The following is a 26,585-nucleotide window of genomic DNA, read 5'->3' on the forward strand; positions in this document are numbered from 1 at the left end:
CACGGTTGGTCATCGTGGCACCGCCACGGTCGCGAGCACGTGGTCGAGCACCCCCTCGGCCGTGGTGCCGTCCATCTCCGCCTCCGGCCGCAGGCCCAGCCGGTGGCTCAGCGCCGGGCGCGCGATGGCCTTCACATCGTCAGGAGTGACATAGTCGCGCCCCACCAGCCACGCCCAGGCCCGCGCCGCATGAAGCAGCGCGGTCGCCCCGCGCGGCGAGACACCGAGCTGCACCGCCGGAACCGTCCGGGTCGCGCGGCACAGGTCCACCCCGTAGCCGACGATCTCCTCACCGACGGAAACGCCGCGCACTGCCTCGCGGGCCGCGGCGACGTCCGCGGCCGACGCGACCACCCGCACCCCCGCCGCCGCGAGATCATGCGGATCGAAGCCCGCCATGTGCCGCGCCACCAGTCCGGTCTCGTCCACGCGCGAGGGAAGGCCCATGGTGAGCTTCAGCAGGAACCGATCGAGCTGCGCCTCCGGCAAGGGGTACGTGCCCTCCTGCTCGACCGGGTTCTGGGTCGCGATGACCACGAACGGATCGGGCAGCATCCGCGATTGTCCATCCGCGGTGACCTGCCGCTCCTCCATCGCCTCGAGCAGGGCGGCCTGGGTCTTCGGCGGTGTCCGGTTGATCTCGTCGGCGATCAGCAGGTTGGTGAACACCGGTCCCTCGCGGAACGAGAACCGCTCCGCGGCGGCGTGATAGATGATCGACCCAGTGATGTCGCTGGGCATCAGGTCCGGGGTGAACTGCACGCGGGTGGAGCGCATGTCAAGGCTCGCGGCGAGGGCGCGGACCAGGAGGGTCTTCGCCACCCCCGGCACTCCCTCGATGAGCACGTGGCCGCGGCACAGCAGCGCCACCAGGAGGCCGCTGATCGCTGGGTCCTGGCCGACGACGGCCTTGCCGATCTCCTCGCGCACGGCATTCAGCGCCTCGCGCGGGTCGCTTTCGGTCGGTGGTGTGCTCATCAGTGGGTTCCCTCCGGGGTGTCGAGGCCAAGGTCCAGGTCATGCTCGAGCTCGGCGAGCGCTCGGCCCAGCGCGAGCAGCGCGGCGTCATCGGCGGGATGCGGACCGCTCAGCAGGCCAGCGACAGCATCTGCGCCGCGTCCGGTCCGCTCCGCGATGCTGGCCACCAGGGTGCGCTCATCGGTGTGGCGCGGCAGGCGCAGCACACGGGTGGCCCGATCGATGGCGGCCGAGCGCAGGATCGCCGCTGCGTGGGCGCGGTCGCGGGAGCGCTGGTACAGGCGGGCGCGGCCCTCATGGGTCTCGGTGGCGCGGATGACCACCGGCAGTTGCTCGGTGACGATCGGCCCGAGGCGGCGGGCGCGCCAGGCGGCGAGCAGGACCACGCCGACGAGGACCTGCATCGCAGCGAACCACCATCCGCGCGGGATGAGGGAGACGAGGGATCGCTCGTCGGTGCGGAACGCGGGATCGGTGGGGCTCGGCAGGTACCAGGCGAGAGTGGGGGGGCTTCCCAGCAGCATCAGTGACAGCGCGGCGTTCCCCTCGTCTCCGAGGTGATCGTTGGTGAGCGCGTCGGCGGCTCCCAGGATGACGACAGTGCCATTTCCCGGGCTGGCGGGAACGACAACGAGCGAATCGTCGTAGCAGCGGATCGCTGGCGGCCCGGCGCGGTAGCGGGCACCGCCAAGGATGGCCCGGCCCGCGCTCGTCGCTGCGGGAAGGTCGCATCCGGCCTCGATCGGCGCGGTCAGCGCGGGGCCGAGCAGCTCGACGCCGCCGGGAAGCTCGTCGATCACCGATGGGCCGGGATCAACAAGAACAGTCGTGGCGGCGGTGGCGATCAATTCGCCGATCCGCGCGGGCGGGACGTCCCCCGGATCCGTGACGAGGATGGTGCCTCCGGGCGCGGCGGCGAGCGCCTCCTCGTAGGACTCCATGCGGCTGGCTCGCACGCCTTGCTCGCGCAGCAGCACATCGAGGGCACGGGTGCCCGAGGGGGCCGCCGAGCGCGGATCGAGGGGCGTGCTCGCATCGGTCCCGCTGATCAGCACGGTGATGATGGCCGTGGTGATCACCGCGATGCCGATCAGCACGGGCGGGCGCGCGGCGCGCCAGCGCTCGCGCCAGGCTGCAGGGCCGGTCACTGGGGTGGCTCCGTAGTGGAGAGCGACGAAACCTCGCTGCTCGCCCGCGCGGTCGCGAGCGCCTCGTCGGTGGCCGCGATGGTGGCGTAGTCGGTGCTCGTCGCGTCGCGGTGGCCATAGAGCACGTCATCGAGCACACGAGCGGCCGCTCGCATCGCGTCCGCCGCCGCGGGCCGGGTGGCCCCGAGGCGTTCCGCGAGCTCCCAGGCGGTGGAGCCGCGCGTGTCCTCGATGATGCCGCGCTCCTCGAGGCTCACGGTGATGGCTCGGAAGCGCTCCGCGATGGCCGTGGCTAGATCACCCGCGCGGATCGCGGCCGCCGCGGCGAGGCGATGGTCGTGGGCGGTGGCGCGCGGTGCCGCGCCGCGCCCCGAGCGCGCGGTCCGGCTGCTCCGCAGTCGTCCCGCCCGCCACCGGACGAGCACGATCCCCACGATCAGGACGGCGGCGAGGATGAGCAGGCTGCCGGCGCCACTCGGAGACGCCTCCTCGATGCCCGACAAGGCGGCATTGATCGCCCGGCCAAGCTGCTCGAGCAACCAGCTCGTTGCTTGCTCGAGCAACGATGGCCGCTGCTCGAGATAGACCGGGCGGGACAATTCCTCGCGCGCCGCGGCCCCCGCCGGATCGCGGGCGATCTCGACGGGGGGCTGCAGCGCGGTCCGCGAAGGCATCGGTCAGCTACGGGGTGGGCTGCACCCCGCTGGCGCGGGCGAGCTCGATGTCGAGGCCTTCCTTGCGCATGCGCAGGTCGACGTAGAGCAGCGAGGTCGCGGCCGTCGAGAACGGGGTGATCACGATGGACATGAGGATCCCGCCGATCGCCGAGACGATCAGCACCGGGATGGTGCTGTCCACCACGGCGCCCGCGATGCCGCCGAGGATCCCGAACGGGATGAGGAAGATCAGGCTGATGCCGAAAGCGATGAGCATCAGCAGGAGCAGCACGCCGAGGACCCGCCACCACGTGCCGCGCACCAGTTCGATCGAGCGCCGGATCGCGGTGATCACCCCGGTCTTCTCGAACACCAGCGCCGGAACCGATACGGAGACGAGCACGCCCACCCACACCACGAGGGCGAGACCGACGAGCAACGCGACCAGGCCGATCGCCCAATGCGCGATGAACCCACCGACCACGAGGCCGATCAGGGTGATGCCCGCCACCACGCCGAGCAGGTATAGCCCGAGGATGCGCAGCAGGTGCGGACGGGCAGCGGTCCAGGTCTCGCCGATGGTGATCCCGGCTCCGAGCACCGCCGACTTGACGACGGTGGTCAGCATGCCGAGCAGCACGATGGTGACGAGCCCGGAGATCACCGCGGCGATCAGCTGCCCGGCGACCCATCCAGCCATCCCCTCCGTTCCGGCGTCCACCGTTGTTGGATCGAGCACGATGTCGGCGGTGGGAAGCTGCGCCACTGTCGCCACGACCTGGCCGATGGTGACGAGGATCGCGGTGAGGCCGAACATGACGACCGCGTAGCGGGTCATTGTCTTGACGGCCCCGTCGAGGATCTCGCCGACACCGAGGGGCCGCAGCGGGATCACGCCCGGGCGGGGGGCGCCGGAGCGCGCGGGATCCACGGGCTGCATCGGGGGCATCCCGTGGTTGCCCTGCGGGCCTGGCGTGCCCCCGGGTGGCGGGGGCTGGTAGCCCGGCGGCGGTGGCCGGTAGCCCGTTGGGTCGTGGCCGGATGGGTCGGTCATGCTTCCCCCTATGGTCTCGTGCGGTCGCGGTCTCGTGCGGTCGCGCCCCAGGGTTGATGCCCCCGCGGGTCGACGTCGGGTGGATCGCGCCGGTTGGATCGCGCCGGTTGGATCGCCGCAGTGGTTTCCGAGTCTGCCAGGCGCTGGCCGCGTACGCAGCGCGGAGCGGCCACGCGGTCGTGCCCGCAGGGGCGGCACGAGGGCCCGGGAACCGGTGATATCGCCGAAAAGGTACCGAGCGGCAGCGATGCCTGGTGAGGTCGGGGGAAAGGCGATGAGATCCCACCGCTCAGGAGGTCTGCCCCATCATGAGGAAACTGATCTATGCGATCGGCGTATCCGTCGATGGCTATATCAACGATCGCGACGGCAGCATCGATTGGACCGAACCGGACGAGGAGCTGCACCAGTTCCACAACGACCGCTACCGCGAGATCGAGATCTCGCTGCACGGCCGCCGCCTGTACGAGCTGATGGCCGAGTACTGGCCGCGCGTGCCCGAGGACGCGCCACCCATCGAGCGCGAGTTCGGCGGGCTCTGGACGGAGAAGCCCAAGTTCGTGTTCTCCCGGACGCTCACCGAGGTGCAGTGGAACAGCACCCTGGTCAGTGAGAACGCGGTCGAGCAGGTCCGCGGGCTCAAGGCCGGGGGCGATGGTGCCATGGAGGTCGGTGGCGCGGGCCTCGCGGCGGCGCTGATGCCGTACGGGCTCATCGACGAGTACCAGCTGTTCGTCTCGCCCGTGATTCTCGGCGGAGGCACGCCCCTGTTCCCGCCGCTGGACAAGCGCATCCAGCTCCGGTTGGCGGAGACGCGGCACTTCGACACCGCGGTGATGCTGCGCTACCTAGCCGGCTGACGGACCGCGCGCGGGTGCCGTCACCGTGGCGGCGAGGCCCATGGATTCCCGGCTCCCGCGCCGGGGGCGGGCGCCGCCGGAGAGGCCTGGCTGGTGGTGCTGGCGAGGCGGGCGCGCCGCTCGGCCACGAGATCGCTGACCACGTCCTCATCCGGGGTGCCCGGGGGCGGGGACGCGCTGGTGGCCTCCCGCAGGCTCGCCGCGAGATCGTGGGCGATGCGGTCGCGCGCGGGCGCGGTGAAGGTCTCCCGCCGGGCGAGGAACTGCTGGGCAGCCTGGTAGAGCGAGGGCTCGACATCGGTGAGGTCCACGGTGCGGGTCCAGTCGGCGCGGGGGCCAGTCGTGCTGCTCGCGTGGCCAGTCCGCGGCGCGAGCCGCTCGCGCACAACGATGGTGCCCGCGAGGTGATCCCCCGCCCGTTTCCCTGCGGGGCTGGCCAGGGACACCACGAGCGCCACGGCCCCGAAGAAGCCGAGCACCCAGAAGTCGAGGAAGAAGCCGGCGAGACCGCGCACGAGGGCATGGCGACCGCTGATGGAGCCGCCGTCATCGCGCAGCACGCGCAGTCCCATGATGGCCTTGCCGAGGCTGCGGCCCCGCGTCAGCGTCTCGATCAGCACGGGCAGCGCGATCATGACCAGGATGACGAGCAGGAGCGAGAGGGCGGCGTAGGCGGCGGGATCGAGCGCGGGCAGCGCGGCGAAGAGCACGGCGAGGAGCGTGCCGAGCAGGGTGAGCTGCACCGCCACATCGATGGCCACGGCGACGCCACGGCTCGCGAACGTGGCGTGGCGCAGGTCGAGCGGCACCGCTTCCCCCGATACGAGTGCTGGCATGGGTTCCACGGTATCCGCGCCGCACCAGACCCGCACCACCACCGCAGCTAGGGCGTACGCGATCTCGAACCATGTGCCGTGCCAGCGTGCATTAGATAGGATTTGGTCCACCGATGATCAGGGGAGCCGTGCACGCGTGACCGACGAGCAGACCGACCACAGCGACGCCGACGAGCCCAGCAAGGACCAGCCCGAGGGCAATGGCCCCCAGCCTGGCGAAGCCGCGGCTGATGGCTCGACCGGCAGTGGTTCCGGCGAAGCCACGCGCGGGAGCCGCGGGCGCCGTCGCGCCCTCATCGGCGCAGTGGCGGTGCTCCTGCTCGCCGGAGCGGTGTACGGCGCGGACCTCTACGCCAGCCGCGGCGAGATGCCCCGGGGCACCGAGGTGCTCGGCACATCGATCGGCGGTATGGAGCGGGGCGAAGCGCTCGCCAAGCTTCGCGAATCGCTCGGCGATCGGGAGACCGCGGCAGTGCCCGTGATCGCCGGCGATGTGGAGACATCCGTGGTTCCCGCGGAGGCCGGCCTTGCCTTTGACCTCGAGTCCACCGTCGAGCAGGCCGCGGAGCAGCCCCTGAACCCGTTGACCCGGCTCGCCTCGCTGTTCCGGGAGCGCGAGGTTCCCGCCGCACGCACGGTCAACGAGCCTGCGCTCGCTGCCACCATGGAGCGCCTCGTCGGCGAGATCGATCGGGAGCCACAAGCGGGTGGCATCGCTTTCGAGGGAGCCCGCGCCGTCCCCATCATGCCCCAGCAGGGCCAGCAGTTGCTCGCCGATACCGCGCGCCGCGTCATCATCCGCGACTGGCCCCTCGGGGCGCCCCTGATGCTGCCCGCCGACATCACCGAGGTCGGGCTCACCGAGGACGATATCGACCGCGCGATGCGCGAGGTCGCCGAGCCCGCGCTCGCCGCCACGCTCGAGGTAGCGGGAACCGGCACAGCCACCGCGACGTTGCCGCCCGAGCAGGTCGGCGAGGTACTGCGCTTCGAGGCAGACGGCCCCGAGCTGCGGCACGTGTTCGACCAGGACGCCGCGATCGGGATCCTCTCCCCCCAGCTCGCCTCCACCGAGTCCTCGGCACGCGACGCGACCGTCGCGCTCGGCAGCTCCGGGCCGTATGTGGTGGCGGACCGCTCGGGCAGCGAGATCGATTGGGAAGCGACGCTCGAGGGTTTCAGCGAGCTGATGCTGCGTACCGAGGACCGAACCGTCGACGCCGAATACGTCGAGATCACCGCGGAGTTCCGCACGGCGGACGCGGAGGCGCTGGGCATCAACGAGGTGGTCGCGGAATTCACCACCGGAGGTTTCGCCACCGAGTCCGGGGTGAATATCCGGCGTGCCGCGCAGCAGGTCAATGGCGCAGTGGTCAAGCCGAGCGAGACCTTCTCGCTCAATGGCTACACCGGGCCGCGCGGTACTGCCCAGGGCTACATCGAGTCGGGCATCATCCTCAACGGGCGGCCGTCGGAGGCGATCGGGGGCGGTGTGAGCCAGTTCGCCACCACCCTGTACAACGCCTCGTACTTCGCGGGCATGGATGACGTGGAGCATCAGGAGCACTCGTACTACATCCCGCGCTATCCGGCCGGCCGCGAGGCAACGGTGTGGGAGGGCGCGATCGATGTGAAGTTCCGCAATCCCTTCGGCACCGGGATCCTCATCCAGTCATTCGGTGACTCCTCGAGCGTGACGGTGCGCATGTGGGGCACCAAGACGGTGAACGTGCAATCGATCAACGGCGGCCGCTGGGCGTATACCAGCCCGTCACGCATCACCCTGCCGGAGGGGCCGAACTGCTTCCCCTCGAGCGGTTCGCAGGGCTTCACCACGTCCGATACCCGTGTGGTGCGCGATGCCTTGACTGGCGCGGAGATCTCCCGCAACACCCGCACCGTGCGCTATGACCCGCAGCCGATCGTGGCGTGCGAGTAGTCTGCTCGTCGCCGGTTCCCGGTCTTCGGAGCGGGCGGCATCCGCATCACCAGGCCCGCGAGTGTGCAAGAAACGACAGGTTTGGTCGATGTCCGTGTCGTTTTTCGAACACTCGCGGACGACAATCGGGCGATCCCGACAGTCATGCAAACACTCGTTAGACTGTTTGCATGACTTCCGAAGCGCCCGACGTCTGCGACTTGCTCTGCCTCGACCTGCCCCGCGCCGAAGCCATCCGCACCAGCCTCCCTAGCGAGGAACTGCGCCAACGTGCCGCCGAGCAAGCCCGCGGCCTCGCCGAACCGACCCGCATCGCCCTCGCCACCGCGCTCGCTAGCGGCGGAGAGCTATGCGTCTGCGACCTCTCCTGGATCACCGGAACCAGCAAGGCGCTAGCCTCGCACCACCTCCGCCAGCTCCGCGCGGCCGGCATGGTCACCTCCCGGCGCGACGGCAAGCTCGTCCTCTATCGCCTCGCCCCCCAGGCCGCGGCACTGCTCGGCATTCTGCTCGGCACCACCAGCGCGAGCACGCCATGATCCGCGAAGCCATCCGGCACCCCACCATCCGCGCGGCCCTGCTCGCCGCCGCGCTCCTCGCCGCATCGGTGCCCCTGAGCGGCCTGCCCGCTACCGTCCTCGTCCTCGCCTCCGCCCTGGTCGGCGCGAGCACGTTCGTCCCGCGGGCAGTCGCGCGCCTGCCCCGACACATCGGCGTCGGCACCCTGATGAGCATCGCCATGATCGGCGCGGTGCTGCTCGGCGCCTACACCGAGGCAGCCCTGCTCGGCATCCTGTTCTCCCTCGCCGAGGGGCTCGAGGCGCTCGCCGTCACGCGCACCCGCCGCAGCCTGCGCGCCCTGCACGCGCTCATCCCCGATACCGTCACCATCGAGCGCGGCGGCACGATCCTCGACATCCCCGCCGCCGAGCTCACTATCGGTGACACGCTTGTCCTCGCGCCAGGCCAGCGCGCCGCCACCGACGCCACCATCACCGGAGGCCGCACCAGCCTCGACGTCTCGGCGATCACCGGCGAATCCATCCCCATCGAGGCAGGCCCCGGCGACGCCCTGCCCGCCGGTGCGATCAACGGCACCAGCGCCATCACCGCCCGCGTTACCGCGGAAGTGGCGGACTCCTCGCTCGCCCGCATCGTCACCATCGTCGAGCAGGCCCAGCAGGACCACGGCGCCCGCCAGCGCATCGCCGACCGCATCGCTCGACCCCTCGTGCCGACGATCCTCCTGCTCGCCACCGCCATCACCGTGATCGGTGCGCTCCTCGGCGATCCCATGACGTGGATCGAGCGCGGACTCGTCGTGCTCGTTGCGGCATCACCGTGCGCGCTCGCCATCTCCGTGCCGCTCACCGTGGTGGCTGCCGTCGGCGGGGCAAGCCGCGCCGGAATGGTCGTCGGATCCGGCCGCGCCCTCGAGGCGCTCGGCGCCGTCACGATCCTCGCGCTCGACAAGACCGGAACGCTCACCGCAAACACTCCGACCGTGATCGGCGCTCGAGGAACCGGGCACGCGGCCGACCCGCTGGCGGTCGCCGCGGCGCTCGAGGAACGCAGCGACCACCCGCTCGCCGCGCCCATCGTCGAGGCCGCCCAGCAGCGCGCAGCCTCCCGCTACCACGCGGACGACGTGCAAGCCGTCCCGGGCCGCGGCATCACCGGAACCATCGACGCCGCCCCGGCGCGGCTCGGGGCGCCCGGCTGGATCCCACTGCCCACCGAGCTCGAGGAGAACGCGCGGGCGTGGCAGGAATCCGGCGCCACCGTCGTTGCCGTCGAGCTCGCGGGCGAGGTGATCGGCATCCTCGCGGTCCGAGACGAGCTGCGCCCCGAAGCGCCCGCCGTGGTCAAGCAGCTGCGCGACCGCGGGATCCGCACCGTCATGCTCACCGGCGACTCCGAGCCGTGCGCCCGCGCCCTCGCCGCCGAGTGCGGCATCGACGAGGTCCACGCCAGCTTGCTGCCCGAGGACAAGGCCGAGGTGGTCGCTAGCCTGCGGCGGACCGGCACCACCGCCATGGTTGGTGATGGAATCAACGACGCCCCCGCCCTCGCCACTGCTGATACGGGCATCGCCATGGGCGCGATGGGCAGCGATGCCGCCGTCGCCGCCGCCGACTGCGCGCTGCTCGGCAACGACCTGCGCCACCTGCCCCAGGTGCTCGACCACGCCCGCCGGGCACGCGGCATCATGGTGCAGAACATCGCGCTGTCGCTGGCGATCATCACGATCCTCGTGCCGCTCGCCGCGACCGGGCTGCTCGGCCTCGCCACGGTCGTGCTCATCCACGAGTCCGCCGAGGTGCTCGTCATCCTTAACGCGATCCGCGCCGCCCGCATCCGGCGCCTCGACGGCTCCGCGCCCGAGGCTGTGGCCGTTCCCGCGCCAGCCACCGGTGCACGGGGGCCCGGTGGACTGCTCGCGCAGGGGGAGAACGGCGGGAGCTGCTGCGACCACTGCTAGGGGTGCAGCGGCTGCCGCGAGTGTGCGAGAAACGACACATTTCGAGCTTCAGCTGGTCGCTTTTCGAACACTCGCGGCGTTGTCGAACCCCCGCGGAGGCTGTCGGCACCTGCCGAACCCCAAGCGCTTACCCCGCGAGGCGCGCCTTGACCACCTGCGAGACCCGCGCGCCATCAGCGCGCGCGGCCACAAGCGCGTTGGCAGCCTTCATGACCTGCCCCATCTGGCGCATGCCCGGGCGCTCGCCCGTCTCGTCCGCGACCTGATCGATCGCCTGATCGACGAGTGAGGCGAGCTCGTCATCGGGGAGCGGCTTGGGCAGGTAGCGCGCGATGATCTCGCCCTCGGCGCGCTCCTTCGCCGCGAGCTCCTCCCGGCCAGCGTCGGCATAGACCGTTGCGGACTCGGCGCGCTTCTTCGCCTCCCGCATCAGTACCTTGGTGACCTCGGCATCGGAGAGCTCCCGGGCCGACTCCCCCGCTACTTCCTCGGTCTGCACCGCAGCGAGCAGCATGCGCAGCGTCGCCTTGGTCTCGGTGTCCTGTGCTTTCATCGCGGCCGTCAGGTCCGCGCGCATTCGTGCTTTCAACTCAGCCATAGTGGCAACCACGATACGCGGGAGCGACCTCTTGCTAGCCATGCCAGGCCGCGCGTCCGCTCGGCTTCAGCGACCGATATCGCGCCGCTCGAGCACGGGAATGGCCGCGAGGACGAAGACCACGGCGGCGAGCAGCATCCACAGGTAGGACAACGGCAGCCCCGCCCCCACCGGGCCCTCGGCGAGAGCCTGATAGAACGGCGAGAGCGGCTGCCACGGCCGCACCCCGTCCACGAGCGCGCCCGCCAGGTAGAGCACGTACGCCGCGACCGCGGCGGCGGAGCTCAGCGCGAGCGCCTTGATCCGGCTTCCTGTCGCTGCCCCGATCGCCAGCGAGAGCCAGCCGAACTCCAGGCCCAGCAGGGTGATCGCCAGCGCCCCGCTCGCGACAGCGCCCACTCCCACTCCAAGGCCGAAGATCGCGGAGGAGGCGACGGCGCTCACCAGCACGACCGTGCCGAGCAGCGTGATGCCCACGGCCACCGCGGCCGCCTGCTGCACCAGCAAGCCACGGGGCGAGACCTGGGTCAGCAGCACTGCATCGAGGGTTCCGGTCTCCTCATCACCGGCGATGGCGCGCGCTCCCCTGCCGATGCCGAACGCGAGGAACAGGATCGGCAGCATGGCGGTGAAGAGCTCCGTGTTGTAGTAGCCGACTCCCGTGCCGTACTCGTCGAGGTTGAAAAGCTCCTGCATCGGCTCGGGAAAGCCTGACAGGAACGATTCGAGATCGCCCATTGCCGAGAGCGAGGGCCAGAGCGCGGACATCAGCAGGATGAGGAGGGCGAGGCCGGTCCCCCACCCCACGAGAGCGCGCCGCTGGTCGCGGATCGCCTTGGTGAACACGTTGCGCAGCATGATCACGCCCCCTTCGCGTAGTAGCCGAGGAAGATCTCCTCGAGATCTGGCTCCTGCGTGATGATCGAGCTGATCCCGTAGGGCGCTGCGTGGGAGAGCAGGGGCGCGGTGGATCCCTCGACGAGCACGTGGGTCCCCGTGTGATCGCGGGTGGCTTCCCGCACGCCGTCGATCATCCGCAGGTCCTCGAGCGGCACGGACTCTTCGAGCACCATGTCGATGCGGCGCAGCGCCTGCGCCTTGAGCGTCGCCACATCGGCCACCTCGGTGAGCGCGCCGCGGCGCAGGATCCCGACGGTATCCGCGACCGCCTCGACCTCCGACATGACGTGGGAGGAGAGGAACACCGTGCGGCCCTCGTCGCGGGCCTCGCGCACCATGCCCAGGAACTCTCGTTGCACCAGCGGATCGAGGCCAGCGGTGGGCTCGTCGAGGATCAGTACCTCCGGCTGGTGATGGAAGGCCTGGATGATGCCGACCTTCTGGCGATTGCCATGCGACATCTCGCCGATGCGCGAGCCCAGGTCGAGGCGCAGCCGTTCCGCCAGGCCCCGTGCCCGCGACGACGGCACGCCCCCGCGCAGGTTGCCGAGGTAGCGCAGGTACTGCTCCGCGGTGAGGTCCGCATAGGCGACGAAGTCACCGGGGAGATAGCCAACATGCTGCTGCGCGCCTTCCCGGTCGGCCAGGACGTCGGTGCCCAGGATGGTCGCGGTGCCGCTAGTGGGGCGGAGCAGGCCCGCGAGGATCCGGATCGTGGTGGTCTTGCCCGCCCCGTTCGGGCCGAGGTAGCCGAACACGATGCCAGCGGGGACCTCGAGGCTCACATTGTCGAGCGCGGTGGCGCGCCGGTATGCCTTGGTGAGCCCGGACGTGCGGATCGCCATGCTCATCGCTGCCTCCTCGCGCTATCGGGACCGAGGTGGCTCTGCTTCACTCCGCTGCGCCACATCCTGCATCCACGATCCCGCGATGGCACACGCGGGCCCTAGGGCACGGGGGCTCTTTCGCACGGGCACTTGGTCCCCGGTGCAGCATGGTCGCCCCGTTCGCCTGCCATGAGCGCCCTGCTGCGGCACTATGGAAGCACCACGCTCCATCGAAAGATGGCACGCACCCGGAAGGCCCCGCATGGCATTCACCCTGCGCGACAACGACATGCTCGAGCGCTACGAGCTCATCGACGGCGGCAGCAACGAGGTAGCCGGATCGGTGGAGTACAGCATCCTCCAGGGACGGATCTCCCTCACCCACACCGAGATCGGCAAGGCCTACGCGGGGCAGGGGCTTGCCTCCCAGCTGCTCGAGCAGGTGCTCGATGAGGCACGGGAGCGCGAGCTCGCGGTGCTGCCGTTCTGCCCGTTCGCCCAGCGATACATCCAGAAGCACCCCAGCTATGCCGATCTTGTGCCCGCGCAGCTCCACGGCAAGTTCGGCCTGCAGGCCAAGGAGACCTGATGAACGAGAACGCCAGCACCAAGGCATATGAGGGGGACGGCATCACCGTCACCTATGACCGGCATCGCTGCCTGCACGCCGCGGAATGCGTGCGCGGCCTGCCGGAGGTCTTCGACACCGCGCGCCGCCCCTGGATACAGCCCCGCGCGGCCGAGCCCGCCAACACCGCCGAGGTGGTTCGCCGCTGTCCCACCGGCGCGCTGCACTACCAGCTCGCCACCGGTCCCGCCGAGCAGGGCGATGCCGGGGTCACGATCACCACAGGGCCTGGACAGCCCCTGTGGATCAGCGGATCGTTCACCATTGACGACGGGTCCGGGCCTCGTTCCGAGACCCGCGCGACGCTGTGCCGCTGCGGGCGGACCTCGAACGCGCCCTACTGCAGCGGGGACGGCGACTGCACCGATTGGCACAACCAGTAGACGCGCGTCACACCGCGTCAAGGAACCATCAAGACTGCTGCCCGAGCCGTCAGGACCGCATCAAGGCGCGTGCGCGCGCCACCGCGGCTGCGCACGCTGGATAGGTGCCATTCCAACTCCACGTTCATGCTGCGTAGCGCGGGCGGGCCCTCGCGCGCCCGCCAACTCATCGGGCTGTTCGTCCGGCATCCCGCGCGCGTGGTCGCCAGCGGGTTCGTCGTGGTCGTGCTGACCGGCACGGTCCTGCTCATGCTGCCGTTCTCGTCGGCTTCCGGCGACTGGACCGCGCCCCTGCCAGCGCTGTTCACCGCCACCTCAGCGGTGTGCGTCACCGGCCTCGTCGTCGTCGATACCGGCACTTACTGGTCGGTGTTCGGGCAGATCGTCATCGGGTTGCTGTTCCAGATCGGTGGCATGGGCGTGATGACGCTGGCCTCCTTGCTCGGCATCGTCGTCGCGCGCCGCATGGGCATGCGCATGCAACTGATCGTGCAGGCCGAGACGAAGGAGCTGCGGCTCGCCGATGTGCGACGGGTGGCGGTGGGCGTCGTGGTGGTGAGCCTCGCCATCGAGGCGATCGTGGCGCTCATCATCGGAGTCCGCTACTACTCCACCTACACTGATTCGGTCCTCGCGGCGATCGGGTTCGCGCTGTTCCACGCGGCGTCGGCGTTCAATAATGCCGGTTTCGGCCTGCGCTCGGACAGCATGATGGCGTTCACTGGCGACCCGTGGATACTGCTGCCCATCATTGCCGCATTCGTGCTCGGCGGCATCGGCTTCCCCGTGCTGCTCGAGATCGGCAAGCACCTGCGGCGCGAGCGCCGCGCGCGCAGCAAGGCAGGCCTGCCCGCCGGGCCTCCCCCGCGCTGGTCGCTGCACACCCGGATCACCGTCCTCGCCACGGGCGTGCTCGCCATCGTCGGCATCGCCGCGGTGCTCGCCTTCGAGTTCTCCAACCCGAGCACGCTCGGCCCGCTGGGCACGGGCGAGAAGATCCTCGCCGGGGTGTTCCAGGGCCTCGCTCCTCGCACGGTGGGCTTCAACACGATCGATGTGGGCCAGATGAACTCGGCGACGATCCTGGTCACCGACGTGCTGATGTTCATTGGTGGCGGCAGCGCGGGAACCGCCGGCGGCATCAAGGTGACCACGTTCGCGATCCTCGGCTTCGTCATCCTCGCGGAGCTGCGCGGCCAGCCCACCGTCCACGCCCTCGATCGTCGCATCCCCGAATCGGTGCAGCGCCAGGCCCTGACGATCGTGCTGCTCAGCGTGGCCGCGATCATCAGCTCGACGATCCTGCTGCTCGCGATCAGTGGACACCACGCGGAGGCGGTGATGTTCGAGGTGATCTCCGCGTTCGCTACTGTGGGCTTGTCCATGGGCATCACCGCGGACCTGCCTGCCCTCGGGCATGTGGTGCTCATCGCGCTCATGCTCATCGGCCGGATCGGACCCGTGGTCGTGGCGTCCGCGCTCGCGCTGCAGGAGCGGCCCCGGCGCTACGAGCTGCCCGCGGAACGTCCCATCGTGGGGTGAGCATGACCGACCAGGGGGCAACAGGATTGGTGGAGCGCATACTCGTCGCGGTCTCCGGCAGCGGCGATGCCGAGGCATTGGTGCGGCACGCCACGCGCGCGTCGGAGCGGTGCGGCGGCGAGCTGCTCGTGGTGCATGTGCTCGAGCCGCGTGAGCGCGGCACGCCGCCCGGGATCGTCGAGTCGCTGCGCGAGCATGCCGCCCGGGCAGCCGCGACGTTCCATACCGTTGTGGCCAGCGATGTCCCCGGTGCGGTGCTGGAGCTCGCCCGCAGCGCAGGCGCCACCCGCATCATCGTCGGCCATAGTGGGCGCGCCCGGTGGCCCGGAGCGCGCCGCCGCGGTATCGCCACCACCATTGCCCGGCAGGCCGGGCCGATCGATGTTCAGCTCGTGGCGACCACACCGGCGAAGCCGCCGGCGCGCGGCGCCGCCCGCGGGTCCGCGCTGTCACGCTCGCGCAGCCGCGCGGCCTGGGTGGCGGCCATCCTCGTGCCCGCGCTGCTCACCGCTGGATTCGTGCCCTTCAAGGCACGCCTCGAGCTCGGTGACGTTGCCATGACGTTCTTGCTCGGCACGGTTGCCGTCGCGCTCCTCGGCGCGTGGCGGCCCGCGCTGACCGCCGTCGCGCTCAGCGCGTTGCTGCTCAACGTCTTTTACACCGAGCCGTTCAACACCCCCTACATCGCCGACCCCCACAACCGTTTCACCCTCGCGGTGATGGCGGTCGTCGCCGCCGCGGTGGCCATCATCGTGCATCGCTCCGCGGTCCGCGCCCGCGAGGCCGCGCACGCCCGCACCGAGGCAGCGCTCATGTCCTCCTACGCCCGCACCATCCTGCTCGACGACAACCCGGCCGATACGCTCCTCGCCCGCATCCGGGAGGACTTCGGGCTGCGCTCGGTGGAGCTGCGCGAACAGCCTGCCCCCGTCGCCTCGCCGCACGACCAGGAGATCCCCATCGACGCCACTACCACGCTCGTCCTTGACGGCACCGCGCTCGACGAGGCGCGGCGATCCATGCTCACCAGCGTCGGCGTGCAGGCAGTCCTCGCGCTGCGCCACCAGCACATGACCAGCACCGCGGCCGAGGCCAAGCGTCAATCCGACGCCGCCGCGCTGCGCACCGCGCTGCTCTCCGCGCTCGGCCACGACCTGCGCACTCCCCTGACCGCCCTGACCATGGCCATCGGGACGCTCGAGGACGACGCGCTCGCCATCACGCCCGAGGACCGGCGCGAGATGCTCAGCGTGGCCGACGACTCCACGCGCCAGCTCCGCGATCTCGTCGACAACCTGCTCGATTCCTCCCGGCTAGCCACCGGCGCCGTCCGGCCGCTCCTGCGATCCATCGGCGTCGATGACGTGACGGTGCGTGCCCTCGCCAGCGTCCGCGGCGGCAGTGCCGTCGGCCTTGGCTTCCCCGACGACCTACCCGATGTGCTCGCCGACGCTGGGCTGCTCGAGCGCGTCATCGCCAACCTTGCCGACAACGCGCTCCGCCACGGCGGCGACCCCATCCGCATCGAGGCTCGGCACACCGACGGCCACGTAGCACTCTCGATCATCGACCATGGCCCCGGCCTCTCCCCCGCCGCGCGCGCGCAGCTGTTCGAGCCATTCCAGCGGCGCGGCGACCGCGACCGCACCACCGGCATCGGGCTCGGGATGTCCGTGGCCAAGGGTTTCACCACTGCCATGAACGGGGCCATCGAGGCCAGCGACACCCCCGGCGGCGGCCTCACCGTCACCGTCACGCTGCCCGCTGCCCCTGATCCGGAGCCGCGCCCATGACCGACGTCCTCGCCGTCGATGACGACCCGCAGATCCTGCGCGCGCTGCGCGTCAACCTCGTCGCTCGCGGCTACACAGTGCATACCGCCAGCACGGGAGCCGAAGCGCTGCGAGCCGCCGCCGCCCACAAGCCCGACGTCGTGATCCTCGATCTTGGCCTGCCCGATCTCGACGGGACCGAGGTCATCCATGGCCTCCGCGGCTGGACGACGATGCCCATCATCGTGCTCTCGGCGCGCGTCGACTCCATCGACAAGGTCATCGCGCTCGACGCGGGCGCCGACGACTACGTCACCAAGCCCTTCGGCATGGATGAGCTCCTGGCCCGCCTGCGCGCCGCGATCCGCCGCGGTGCCGCCGCGCCCGCCACGAGCAGCAACGAGATCACCGTCGGCTCCCTCGCCATCGATCTCGCCGCCAAGCAGGTGACCCGCGACGGAGCCACCGTCCGTCTCACACCCACTGAGTGGGGCATTCTCGAGCTACTCGTCCGCAACGCCGGAAAACTGGTGACCCAGAAGCACATCCTCACCACGATCTGGGGCCCCGAGTACGAGAACGAGAGCCACTACCTGCGTGTCTACCTCGCCCAGCTGCGCCGCAAGCTCGAGGACAACCCTGCCCGCCCTCGCATCCTCATCACCGAGCCCGGCATGGGCTACCGGTTCATCGGCTAGCGGGCGCGGCTGCGCTACCCGTGCTGCATCATCATCTGGCGCATCTGCTTCATCTGGTCCGGGGAACAGATCATGCCCATCGCTTGCATGTGCATCCTCATCAGGTCGGGGTGCTGCTGCAATAGCTCATGATGGAAGCGCATGACCTCAGGGTTTCCGTGCATGAACTGCATGACCGTGCCGCAAGTGCTGTCCGTGTCCTGCATCATCGGTGCCGAGGGCTGCGCGAGCGCTGCGCCGCTTCCAAAGACTGTTGAAGCGGCAAGAGCAGTAGCCACGACAGTCGATCTGATTGCGTTCATCTTTCGATCCTCGCCGGGAACCGCGACCCGGGATAGAGACTTCCGACCCCATGCCGACAGGGCCATCCGCCGCCGGATCGTCCTCAGCGAGGGGACGCGGCGATCAGTCGCTCCTATAGGCGCCGGCTGCGGAACGGGCCAGACGCCGGCCCGCCTCGATAGGCTCTGCGGGGGCACCGCGGAGGAAGGCGGCGAGGGCCCCGCTGTAGGCGATGAGCACCTCATCGGCCAGGTCGTGGGCGCGCTGCCCGGCGACCGGGCGGGAGAGGTGCACGAGGCGATCGGCCAGCAACGCAGTGTCGGCCGCGAGGACCTCGCCGATGGCGTCGGTCGTCGCCGGCAGCTCGGCAGCGGCAGCGAGGCAGGCGCACCAGCGCGCCGGGTGGTGCTGCTCGCTGCGGTACGTGGCGAGCGCGTCGAACACCGCGAGCAACCGCTCGAGGTCATCGGTGGCCGCGATGATGCAGCGGTCCCAGGCGGTCCTCCATTCCGCGAGGCGCATCCGCAGCGCTTCGGCCACCAGGGCGTCCTTGCTCCCGAAATGGGTATACAAGGTGGCTGCGGAGACTCCGGCCTCTTGCAGAAGCTCGTCGACCGGAGTCCCGCGGATCCCACGATCGAACAGCACGCGGTCGGCTGCCTCAAGGAGGCGCGAGCGGGCGGGTGATCGCTGGGCCGTGGTCACGGTTCCAGTCTAGTGATCCCTTCAAACAGAACGATCGTTTTGATACGGTGTTACGCGCGTTCCGGTACCCGATATTTCCCAAGGGGGCGCGATGCGAGCTCTCGTGATCAGCGGAATGGCCCTGATCGCCGCCACCTACGGGCTCGCGCGCTTCGGGTTCGGGCTCTTCCTGCCCCGGTTCACCGATGCCTTCCAGATCGGCCCGTCGGTCTCCGGGCTCATCCAGTCCGGGAGCTTCCTGTCCTTCTGCCTCGCAGCCGTGATGGCCGCCCGCATCGCCGCCCGCCCGCGGCTCGTCGTCGCCTGCGCGGGCACGACTGCCACGCTGGGCTCGATGGGAATCGCGAGTGCCCCCAGCGCGATCATCCTCGCCCCGAGCACGATCCTCGCTGGCGCCGGCGCCGGGTTCGCCACCCCCGGCCTCGTCGCGCTCGTCGAGCGAAACATCCCCCGGCAGCGCCGGGACAGCGCCGGGACGATCGTCAATGCCGGCACTGGCGCCGGAATCGTCGCTGCGGGCATCCTCCTGCTCCTCACCTCCAGTCAATGGCGCCTGGGCTGGCTGGCCATCGCGGCCCTGGCCAGCCTGGCGACCATCGCCACGCTCCGCTCTGACCGGGCCGCCGACGAGCCTCCGGACCCACCGCAGCGGGCGTCGATCCTGGCACCGCTGCGCCTTGCGCTCGTGGCCGCAGGGCTCGCGGGAGCGTCGAGCGCCGCGATCTGGACGTTCGGGCGCACCGTCATGGTCGACTCCCGCACGGAAGGCGAAACGTACTCCATCATCGCGTGGATGGTGCTGGGAGCATTCGGCGTGCTCGGTGCCATCGCCGGAAGGCTCGCGCACGCGATGAGCCTGCGAGCCGCCTGGATGCTCACCGCTTCCGCCATGGCCGCCTCGGCCATCGTCCTGGCAGCGGCACCCGCGGCGCCGCTCGCCTCGTATGCCTCGGTCGCCGTGTTCGGCGCCACCTACACCGCTGTCTGCGGCCTGCTGATCGTGTGGGCATCGCGAGTCGTCCCCGGTCACGCCGCGCAAGGCACCGCCGCGCTGTTCATCGCTCTCGCCACCGCGCAGGCGTTCGGCGCGGCCTTGATCGGCGTCATCCTGGGTAGCACATCGCCCCTCGTGGCTTTCGGCATCGCCGCCGCGGTCGGGTTCCTCGCCGTGCTCCCCGCGACCCGGCGAGCCACCGAATCACCAGCTACCAGCCACCACGGGTTCTCCTGAAGCACAGCCTCCCGGCACTGAGCCCCATGGGGGCAACGCAGTGCGTGCTTCTTGAATGAGTGCAATATTCGAGAAGCCCCGAACATGCCCGCCACACCCGTGAACAGGAGGAGGAAGATCAAGCGCGAATCTGGAGACCGCTTACCACCAGGAATCGTTTCCCCACCCAGAACTCTGCGGCCACTACGACCGCTCAGCCGTAGAGAGGCCGCGACCGGGTATGAACATCGCTGCCCTGTTCGAACTACTGAAGCGCACGATCCTCCGCTACAGGCAATTCGAGCACGGTCTCATCTCGGTTCAACTTCGCAGGATATGCGGCGACTTTCAGATCCTGGCCCGAACCGCTCGACGTTGGAGTGAGGCCGATTACCTCGAGTGACGAATTCCGAACCGGAAGCATTTCGTCTCTGGGCGAAGCCGTTGCACAGCGGAAGGTGAAGCGCGGCCAGCATCGTCAGATCGACCGAGCAACATATCGCTGTGTCGGCTGACCAATAGCCAAACTGGGCGACCCAGAGTCATAAACCCAGCTCCGTCGGTCCGCCCATTTCGCCCCCTGTGCGCAACATCATCCCATCCTATACAACCAATATAGCATTGTAGCCCTGCTTCTGCCGCGAAAACACTCAGAGACTAGGGCCGCACAGGGCAGCATCCCAGCGCACAACTATGCCTGAGCGCCCAAGTACGGCTATCAAGATCGAGTACAATCACGAAATCGCACCCCTCAACAAGCCCGTGATGGTCTAGGCAGGTACGGATAGAGCTGAAGGCTGTACCACCGCCGGTACGGGTAACCTTGAGTTCCACCCCGATCTCAGAGTCAAAGGTGATCGCCTGCGGAGTTGCTCGGAGCCCGAGCCGCCAGGCTAGCCACCTATTCACAAGGAATCCACTTCCCCGAGCTTGGTCGTAAGTGACCTTCTGGCGCACGCCGACTTTGCAGCCAGACGCCACCATGTAATCAGGTCGGGCTGGTTCTATTTCCTTCGGCTTTACAGCCCCATGCTCCACGAGCCAGATCCGACCATCGGGCATTCGACCTATCCTGTAGTCGTCTAAGCATTGATTGATGCGCCAGGAAGTGACATCATGAACCGCTGCAACCTTGCGGACCAATTCAGCGGCATGCTGGGGACCATGCTCCTCGAGAATGTCGAGAATGGCAGGTAGGGCACTACTGTAGATTGGTCGATCTACGCTTCCGGCAAGCGCCCACCAGCCCTTTGATAAAGAAATAAAGTCATCGAAATGATCGAGTGCTCCACGAACCGAATTTGCACTAAGGCCCGTCCTTACGCAAATTTCATTCCACGGCAACGCACCGTTCATCAGCACTGCCGCAACTCGATCGTGCCGCTGAGCGTTTTTGCGTACAAAAAACGGGCTGAACTCAATTATAGAGTTGCGCCAAAGCACATGTTCACGGAAAGCAAATGGCAACTCTGATGACTCATATGCCTCGTCCCACTCCTCCTTCAATATCGGACCAGTAAGCGCAAGGGACTTCATAGCTACCTCCACAGCTTGGGGGTCGCCCGCGTACCACCACTTTACCTGCTTCACCGGATGCAAATTAAGCTCCTCAAGGATGACAGGGGCATACGACAATCCCACCTCATCGGCACTGATTGTTTGAGCAACATGGCTAAAGTGAACGACGGTCCTCCCACTAAGGGAATCAGCAAAGCGCCGTCGCCATCCAGGGGCGATGGTGTCCAACGAGTGTTGCAGCGAGCTCTTCGCCTTGCTCTCAAGCTGACGAATCCGTTCGCGGGACACTTGGTACTTCTGGCCGAGCTCTACCAGGGTGCGGGCACCAACAGCCTGCCCGTACCCATGACGCAATAAGGCATCCTGCTCCCTGGGGTCAAGTAGCAGGAGTTGCTCCTTCAAGCGTTCTAGCCCCGCAGGGCCGAAAAGGAAGGAAACGTCCGCAGGGTCGGTCATTGCTCGATCACCCTGATTTCTGTGCCAAGCTTGAGCTCAAGCGTGCGAATGAGTGACTTCACATCACTGGTTAGCGGCTGGGAAGGCGTGGTGACAACGACCAACTGGACTTCACAGTAGGATGGAGCAATCAGTCCAGCCCACACTATGTGCTTGAGGTCGGAAGGAGCACCCCAGATAACTGAAACTTCAATATCATCCTGGCCTACGGCTATAAACCTGGAAGGCTTGACATCAATGGTGCTTTCACGCACTTGCCACTGATCACCAAGCAGAAGAACAGTGATCTTACCCTCCATGGCCCTGGCATTGGGCACATACTTTGCATACGGCCCCAGCCCGCGCCTAGCCCTCTGGTACTCCTTAATCGGACCGTCTTTGATCCAGACTCGGATTCGGTCATTTGGCAGGTACTCCCCAATTACGCCGCCGACCTCAGGGTCGACTACCCATTTGCTATAGGTAGCAGAGCGCTCCGCGAAGGTTAAGTCCTCCCAGCCCACTTCGACTGCACGACGAAGGATCGTACGTGACACGTCCTCGCGAACTCTTGCTGGCATCCTCCCAATGGCCATCGGAACTATCCTTCCGTTCGCAACGCAACTCAGGCGGGAACTGCAGCCTGACGTCTTCTCCAGAATACTCTACGTCAGCAGCGTCCTTCAGCCAATGGTCGAGAAGTGTGCCGATTGTCCTATCGGAGAACGTGATTTCACTAGCTACTGCAGGATTCAGGTTGAGACGTTCAGTCTCACCATCAATCTCGCGACGAAGCTTCAGCGTGGCAGCCACTCGTCGTACGTCGGTGACGAAATCAAGAACCTTTAGCCGGTGCTTATTCGGGGCGAGTCGGAGCCCACGGCCAAGCTGCTGGACAAAGATGCGGCGGGAGTGGGTAACGCGAAGGAACGCAATGATGTTCACGTCGGGAACGTCAACACCTTCGTTTAGCACATCAACGCAGGTCAGAATTGGCGCCCGACCCAGCTTAAATTGGTTCAACAGGATGTTGCGCCGTAGGGAGGAAACGCCTGAGTGGAGTGCAGACGCGTTGTTCCATTCTGGGTTGTTCTGCCGCAGCAAACGGGCGAACTCTTCTGCGTGTGCAATCGTGCGGCAGAATACTATCGCTCGAGGTTCGATCGTACTCATCCACACATTCCGAAGTTCATCGAGGATCCTAGCGTCACGCTGAGGAAGAAATAGCCTGCTATTGAGCTCCCCTATCGAGTATCCGTTTTCTGACTCTGAGCGGACAAGTTCCCAGTCGATATCGTCGACATACATGCGATAGTCAACTTCGGATAGCCAGCCCCGCGCCATACCTTCCGCTATTCCCATTTTGTAGGACGCCTCGCCAAACACTGAAGATAGATCGAACTCGTCGCCTCTCCAGGGTGTAGCCGTCACTCCAAAGTACGGCACGCCAGGAACTAGATCGAGCAGCTCTCGGTAGCGACTGTTCTCCCCGACGTGGTGGGCCTCGTCGATCATAATTAAATGCGGAAGGTAGCCTTCATGGATTGCACCCAGCGCCGACTCGATAGTCGCGGCTAACACACCGTCAAAGTTTGCGGGAGTAGCCTCGCCGGTCAGCAAATTAGTGTGTACCTTCTTTGAAAGATGGTACCACATCGCACGTTCGAGTTGCGCAGACAACTCTTTAAGGTGCGAAAGAATCAATATCCTTGCTCCAGGATTGCGGTTTAGAAGACTACTGATGACGTAACCGCCGACTACTGTTTTTCCTAATCCGGTGGCCAGGACAAGTAGAGCCTTTTGGTTGTTTCCCAGATCTCGCTCTATAGCCTCGACAGCAGTCTTCTGGTAGTCCCGAACATCATGGCGGTTGGGCACTCTATCGAACATGGCAGATCCAATAGCTTCAAGACTCGCCCCATTCCACACATCGATCTTAAGGCCAAGACGCTTCAACTCTTCCGCCCGTGCTCGCGCTGGTCTAGTTAGGTCGGTATTCGTAACCAATACAGCCCGCTCTGCCCGATAATATGCGAACGCCTCATTAACTTCGTTGACGCCAGCAGCATCGATGGCTCCATTCAGCGACCATTTGCATTGAATAACCCATTCCTCATTGTTGCGAACCGCGAGTATATCCGCACCCCTGTCTCCCGCGCCGTCAATGGCGCGCACATCACTGAATCTCAGGTGCCAGAGGACCCGTTCGATCGCTTTGACCAAGCCGACTGGGCCGCCGCTCCTAAGCGCAGAATCGCTTAGCCACGCTGGGGCGCTCATGCCTGAACAATTTTCTGCTCTAGCATTTCTAGCGACAACCGAGCCCGCTTGAGAATGTTGAGTGAAGCGATGCCCTTCTCTTCGGAGGCTACCGAGGCGCAATCAAGAAGCAGGCTCATGAGCTGAGCCTTGACTACCTGCTTGGCTTCGTCCGACGCAAGGTGCGTATAGCGATCCTCAAATACGGCGCCATCGGTGAAGACCTCCGGCCATTCTTCGAGCAATCGCACTAGGTAGAGAGCTGGTACATCGGAAACAAAGTCCGAGTTGGTCGAGCACAATACTTGGCCCCGGGATGCGTATTTTGTTTCCAGTCGCGAGATATCCTGAGTACTGAGTAGCATCCACGCGCGCTGGGGGTCCGCATCAACGTGCACTGCGACGAGCATGCGGATTTGGTCAATGACACTACGGGTGGACTCCTGGACTGTAGTGAAGTCCAAGTTCGCGTCTTTAAATGTGTCCCGGCGCAGTTCGGCAACTAGCTGCGAGATGCTATAGCCATTGCCGATGACACTCCGACGGACCCCAAGAAAATAGGCGACTTCAGCGACTGCGACATCTAGCGCCTCGGCCCCCTGAGTTCGAAATAACTCATGTGTCACGTCAATGAACAACTCAGCGTCCCCGCCGCCTGTCGGGTACAGGTAAACCGGCGATGATCTAGCATTCTCTTTCATCTTTATTGGTTCCCCGACGACCCATGCGGTTACGTTTAGGTAGTCGCTGATCGCGTTTATCCGGTACTCACGGCTCAAATTTGTTTCAGCTTTGGCGCCCTTATGGAGCGCTTCGACCTGTTCTGAAAGGCTGATTGGCCTAGCTGCTAAGCCGTCGCCGATGGTCTCAGCGTCGGAATCGACGCCATGCACGATTCCCGTCGTACCGTCCGATATAGTAGACGTCGGATCACCTAAGGCGCGAAGTATTGCATCTTCATCGCTAGAACCGCTCGATTCGGGAGCGGGCGCGTTCTTGCGCGCGACTTCTGCCTCGTGGTGAAGCACCGCCATCCACCACTTCTCATCGGTCTGATAGCGAGCATCTCCGCGGTGGAACATCTGACCCCATTCAGCGGCTTGCCAATGAGTGGCATTCTTGCCGTCACCCGGGATCAGGCACTTTCGCCCTGGATCGTTGCGCTGGTACCCACGAAAAAGGCGACCAATGGGCGAATCATTCTGGTCGTATCCGGCCCTCTTAGCTGCTTGCGGGCGCAGCGGCCCCTCGCCGCGCAGGTAGTTAATTGCGTAAATCCAGTCCCGCGATGATGTCTCAAAGCGATCCTTCTTATAGTCAACCGGAACGTGATCAAGATGGATTTCGCCAACAATTCTACCTTTGGTAGCTGGAATCTCAATTGGGTACTCATGCTGTCCAACAATAGAATCGTTAGGGTCCTTCCACTCAAAAACTGATTTGTCGTGCACGAGGATTTTTCGCCCATTGCGAATGAAATCTATTCCATAATTGTTGGAGTCCAGGTATCGCTGTATTCCGACCCATCCGTGTATCCGGCGCGCACGCAGCTTTAGGGAGGTACTGTTGCAACGCTCACATTTATATTGTCCTAGGCTTTGCCAGTGACCGCACATTGTGCAAGCCTGGGCGTCACTTAGCTGCTTTTCAACCTTGATTATCGCTGGGATTTGCTCGTGATTTCGACCTTTTCCGTAGTTGACGTATCGAGACCTGTCCCACACACAGTGCGCGCGCGGCCGAACAACTTTTCCGTTTACACGCAAATTCACTGGGGTAGACTCCAGGAGCCACGAATAGACTTCACCTAGCCGCGTCCGGATTACCTCGGCACGACCTGTCATAAACTGATACCTGGACGGGTCGAGGCGAGTAATGCGGACTCGAGTTCCGTGAGCCCCCGGATCAGATTTCGGGAGCGTGAACTCTGGGACACTGAAGTCTTCACCAATTTTATCTAGGTCGATCCGAACACCACGCCACTTCAATTCGCCCGCCGTGGTCGTAATCACTTCAGTAACTCGTCCCAGTCGCGCAGTCGCGACATTGAATCCCATTCCGAAAAGTCCGAGATGTTCAAATGGGTCGTTACCAGTCCAACCAGCACGCACGGATTTGCGAAGTTGGTCCTCGCTCATACCGCGGCCACGATCCCGCACCTCAATTTCGGCGTTGGAAAGTTCAGTCTTAGGAGAGGGTAAGAGGACTTCGATCTGTGAAAGCGTATCGACTTCATTACAGTTCAGCACCTGCTTATCATTGCGTTTTTGGATCTCGTCGATACTGTTGTCGATGAGTTCCGCTAGACATTGCCAGTCAGCAATTTCTATCTCACCGAGCATCGACAGAATGCGCGGGGACGGGGTGATTTGCAAGCGGTACTCCTTGCCTACCGGCCTACTAGACGCGGCGTGAACGTTTCCGCACGCACAAACCTACAGGCGCTGGTACTGGTCTGGTGCTATTCAATGTACGTCGATACCTCGCAAGATCATTTCCCAGAGTGGCTCACGGTGGGGACCGGCTTGTGGTCACCAGTGCGTCCGTAGTCAAGTCTACTAGAGCTCGATGGGGCTGCGTTGGTCGATTTCGAATGCTCTCGGTTGGCCTGCTCTCCGACCTACGTATCGACTGCAGCCACCCGTTGCTGCTCTTGGTTTGGTCGCAGACTTTGGCGATTGTTCGATTTGGGTAGGTCGTCTACTGGCGTTCGTATCTTGAAGGAGCCCTCGATGCACTGCCTGGCTCAGGCAGCTACAATAGCACTGGACACCGGTCCACACCCACCATACTCTTCCATGTTCGGTTCGAGTCCTAAGCCCGGCGGAGCTAGTGCGGGGGCCCAGGATTCACGGCGGACTTGGCGTCCCTATAT

Annotated in this window: 24 protein-coding genes; 10 read left to right on the forward strand and 14 right to left on the reverse strand. The window is 66.3% G+C overall.

Features of this window, described 5'->3' with window-relative positions; genetic code table 11:
- Positions 1-9: 9 nt before the first annotated feature.
- The 4 genes from HT102_RS00365 to HT102_RS00380 are packed head-to-tail and all read right to left on the reverse strand — an operon-like array spanning position 10 to position 3,836.
- Positions 10-978 carry an AAA family ATPase gene (locus HT102_RS00365; protein ID WP_192037434.1) on the reverse strand — a complete coding sequence of 323 codons (969 nt, stop codon included), beginning with the start codon at positions 976-978 and terminating at the stop codon, positions 10-12.
- The gene (locus HT102_RS00370; RefSeq protein WP_192037435.1) at positions 978-2,126 is read right to left on the reverse strand and encodes a DUF4350 domain-containing protein; all 1,149 of its coding nucleotides are present in this window, start codon (positions 2,124-2,126) and stop codon (positions 978-980) included. The genes HT102_RS00365 and HT102_RS00370 overlap by 1 nt, the downstream gene beginning before the upstream one ends.
- On the reverse strand, positions 2,123-2,800 hold the full coding sequence (locus HT102_RS00375) for a DUF4129 domain-containing protein (protein WP_192037436.1): 678 nt from the start codon (positions 2,798-2,800) through the stop codon (positions 2,123-2,125). The genes HT102_RS00370 and HT102_RS00375 overlap by 4 nt, the downstream gene beginning before the upstream one ends.
- Positions 2,801-2,807: 7 nt before the next feature.
- Positions 2,808-3,836 carry a hypothetical protein gene (locus HT102_RS00380; protein WP_192037437.1) on the reverse strand — a complete coding sequence of 343 codons (1,029 nt, stop codon included), beginning with the start codon at positions 3,834-3,836 and terminating at the stop codon, positions 2,808-2,810.
- 308 nt (positions 3,837-4,144) lie between these two features.
- Between HT102_RS00380 and HT102_RS00385 the strand changes: the two genes are divergently transcribed.
- Positions 4,145-4,696: a dihydrofolate reductase family protein gene (locus tag HT102_RS00385; protein WP_192037438.1), complete on the forward strand. Its 552-nt coding sequence runs from the start codon at positions 4,145-4,147 to the stop codon at positions 4,694-4,696.
- A 20-nt stretch (positions 4,697-4,716) separates the two neighbouring features.
- Here the strand turns inward: HT102_RS00385 and HT102_RS00390 are convergent, their stop codons facing one another.
- Positions 4,717-5,532 (reverse strand): RDD family protein, encoded by an 816-nt coding sequence (locus tag HT102_RS00390; protein WP_192037439.1) that lies wholly within the window; start codon positions 5,530-5,532, stop codon positions 4,717-4,719.
- A 136-nt stretch (positions 5,533-5,668) separates the two neighbouring features.
- Between HT102_RS00390 and HT102_RS16220 the strand changes: the two genes are divergently transcribed.
- The 3 genes from HT102_RS16220 (at position 5,669) to HT102_RS00405 (ending at position 9,953) form a co-directional block, all read left to right on the forward strand.
- Positions 5,669-7,471 carry a VanW family protein gene (locus HT102_RS16220; RefSeq protein WP_333473213.1) on the forward strand — a complete coding sequence of 601 codons (1,803 nt, stop codon included), beginning with the start codon at positions 5,669-5,671 and terminating at the stop codon, positions 7,469-7,471.
- 170 nt (positions 7,472-7,641) lie between these two features.
- Entirely contained in the window at positions 7,642-8,010 is a 369-nt protein-coding gene (locus tag HT102_RS00400) for an ArsR/SmtB family transcription factor (RefSeq protein ID WP_192037441.1), read from the forward strand.
- The gene (locus HT102_RS00405; protein ID WP_192037442.1) at positions 8,007-9,953 is read left to right on the forward strand and encodes a heavy metal translocating P-type ATPase; all 1,947 of its coding nucleotides are present in this window, start codon (positions 8,007-8,009) and stop codon (positions 9,951-9,953) included. The genes HT102_RS00400 and HT102_RS00405 overlap by 4 nt, the downstream gene beginning before the upstream one ends.
- Before the next feature lie 127 nt (positions 9,954-10,080).
- Here the strand turns inward: HT102_RS00405 and HT102_RS00410 are convergent, their stop codons facing one another.
- From HT102_RS00410 to HT102_RS00420, 3 genes are all read right to left on the reverse strand, one after another.
- The gene (locus HT102_RS00410; RefSeq protein WP_192037443.1) at positions 10,081-10,551 is read right to left on the reverse strand and encodes a GatB/YqeY domain-containing protein; all 471 of its coding nucleotides are present in this window, start codon (positions 10,549-10,551) and stop codon (positions 10,081-10,083) included.
- A 66-nt stretch (positions 10,552-10,617) separates the two neighbouring features.
- A complete protein-coding gene (locus HT102_RS00415) occupies positions 10,618-11,409 on the reverse strand; it encodes an ABC-2 transporter permease (protein WP_192037444.1) in 792 nt (263 codons plus the stop codon).
- A 2-nt stretch (positions 11,410-11,411) separates the two neighbouring features.
- Positions 11,412-12,302 (reverse strand): ABC transporter ATP-binding protein, encoded by an 891-nt coding sequence (locus HT102_RS00420; protein ID WP_192037445.1) that lies wholly within the window; start codon positions 12,300-12,302, stop codon positions 11,412-11,414.
- A 238-nt stretch (positions 12,303-12,540) separates the two neighbouring features.
- Between HT102_RS00420 and HT102_RS00425 the strand changes: the two genes are divergently transcribed.
- The 5 genes from HT102_RS00425 to HT102_RS00445 all read left to right on the forward strand — a co-directional run bounded on the left by HT102_RS00425 (position 12,541) and on the right by HT102_RS00445 (position 17,301).
- Positions 12,541-12,867, forward strand: a complete 327-nt coding sequence (locus tag HT102_RS00425) for a GNAT family N-acetyltransferase (RefSeq protein WP_192037446.1) — start codon at positions 12,541-12,543, stop codon at positions 12,865-12,867.
- Entirely contained in the window at positions 12,867-13,289 is a 423-nt protein-coding gene (locus HT102_RS00430; RefSeq protein WP_192037447.1) for a (4Fe-4S)-binding protein, read from the forward strand. The genes HT102_RS00425 and HT102_RS00430 overlap by 1 nt, the downstream gene beginning before the upstream one ends.
- Before the next feature lie 126 nt (positions 13,290-13,415).
- Positions 13,416-14,831 carry a TrkH family potassium uptake protein gene (locus tag HT102_RS00435; protein WP_192037448.1) on the forward strand — a complete coding sequence of 472 codons (1,416 nt, stop codon included), beginning with the start codon at positions 13,416-13,418 and terminating at the stop codon, positions 14,829-14,831.
- 2 nt (positions 14,832-14,833) lie between these two features.
- Positions 14,834-16,624: an ATP-binding protein gene (locus HT102_RS00440; RefSeq protein WP_225443085.1), complete on the forward strand. Its 1,791-nt coding sequence runs from the start codon at positions 14,834-14,836 to the stop codon at positions 16,622-16,624.
- Positions 16,621-17,301 carry a response regulator gene (locus tag HT102_RS00445; protein ID WP_192037450.1) on the forward strand — a complete coding sequence of 227 codons (681 nt, stop codon included), beginning with the start codon at positions 16,621-16,623 and terminating at the stop codon, positions 17,299-17,301. The genes HT102_RS00440 and HT102_RS00445 overlap by 4 nt, the downstream gene beginning before the upstream one ends.
- A gap of 14 nt (positions 17,302-17,315) precedes the next feature.
- On the opposite strand, the gene HT102_RS00450 is transcribed toward HT102_RS00445, so the two are convergent.
- On the reverse strand, positions 17,316-17,603 hold the full coding sequence (locus HT102_RS00450; protein WP_192037451.1) for a hypothetical protein: 288 nt from the start codon (positions 17,601-17,603) through the stop codon (positions 17,316-17,318).
- 103 nt (positions 17,604-17,706) lie between these two features.
- A complete protein-coding gene (locus HT102_RS00455) occupies positions 17,707-18,288 on the reverse strand; it encodes a TetR/AcrR family transcriptional regulator (RefSeq protein WP_192037452.1) in 582 nt (193 codons plus the stop codon).
- Between the two features lie 91 nt (positions 18,289-18,379).
- Here HT102_RS00455 and HT102_RS00460 point away from each other — a divergent pair, with 91 nt between their 5' ends.
- A complete protein-coding gene (locus HT102_RS00460; protein WP_192037453.1) occupies positions 18,380-19,519 on the forward strand; it encodes an MFS transporter in 1,140 nt (379 codons plus the stop codon).
- A gap of 636 nt (positions 19,520-20,155) precedes the next feature.
- Here the strand turns inward: HT102_RS00460 and HT102_RS00465 are convergent.
- From HT102_RS00465 to HT102_RS00480, 4 genes are all read right to left on the reverse strand, one after another.
- Positions 20,156-21,472 (reverse strand): sigma factor-like helix-turn-helix DNA-binding protein, encoded by a 1,317-nt coding sequence (locus tag HT102_RS00465; RefSeq protein ID WP_192037454.1) that lies wholly within the window; start codon positions 21,470-21,472, stop codon positions 20,156-20,158.
- Positions 21,469-21,771, reverse strand: a complete 303-nt coding sequence (locus HT102_RS00470; protein ID WP_192037455.1) for a hypothetical protein — start codon at positions 21,769-21,771, stop codon at positions 21,469-21,471. The genes HT102_RS00465 and HT102_RS00470 overlap by 4 nt, the downstream gene beginning before the upstream one ends.
- Positions 21,772-21,928: 157 nt before the next feature.
- The gene (locus HT102_RS00475) at positions 21,929-23,731 is read right to left on the reverse strand and encodes a DEAD/DEAH box helicase family protein (RefSeq protein ID WP_192037456.1); all 1,803 of its coding nucleotides are present in this window, start codon (positions 23,729-23,731) and stop codon (positions 21,929-21,931) included.
- Positions 23,728-26,085 (reverse strand): ATP-binding protein, encoded by a 2,358-nt coding sequence (locus HT102_RS00480; RefSeq protein ID WP_192037457.1) that lies wholly within the window; start codon positions 26,083-26,085, stop codon positions 23,728-23,730. The genes HT102_RS00475 and HT102_RS00480 overlap by 4 nt, the downstream gene beginning before the upstream one ends.
- Positions 26,086-26,585 lie beyond the last annotated feature (500 nt).

It is taken from the genome of Lolliginicoccus lacisalsi (assembly GCF_014841105.1).
In the GTDB taxonomy this organism is placed as follows: domain Bacteria; phylum Actinomycetota; class Actinomycetes; order Mycobacteriales; family Mycobacteriaceae; genus Lolliginicoccus; species Lolliginicoccus lacisalsi.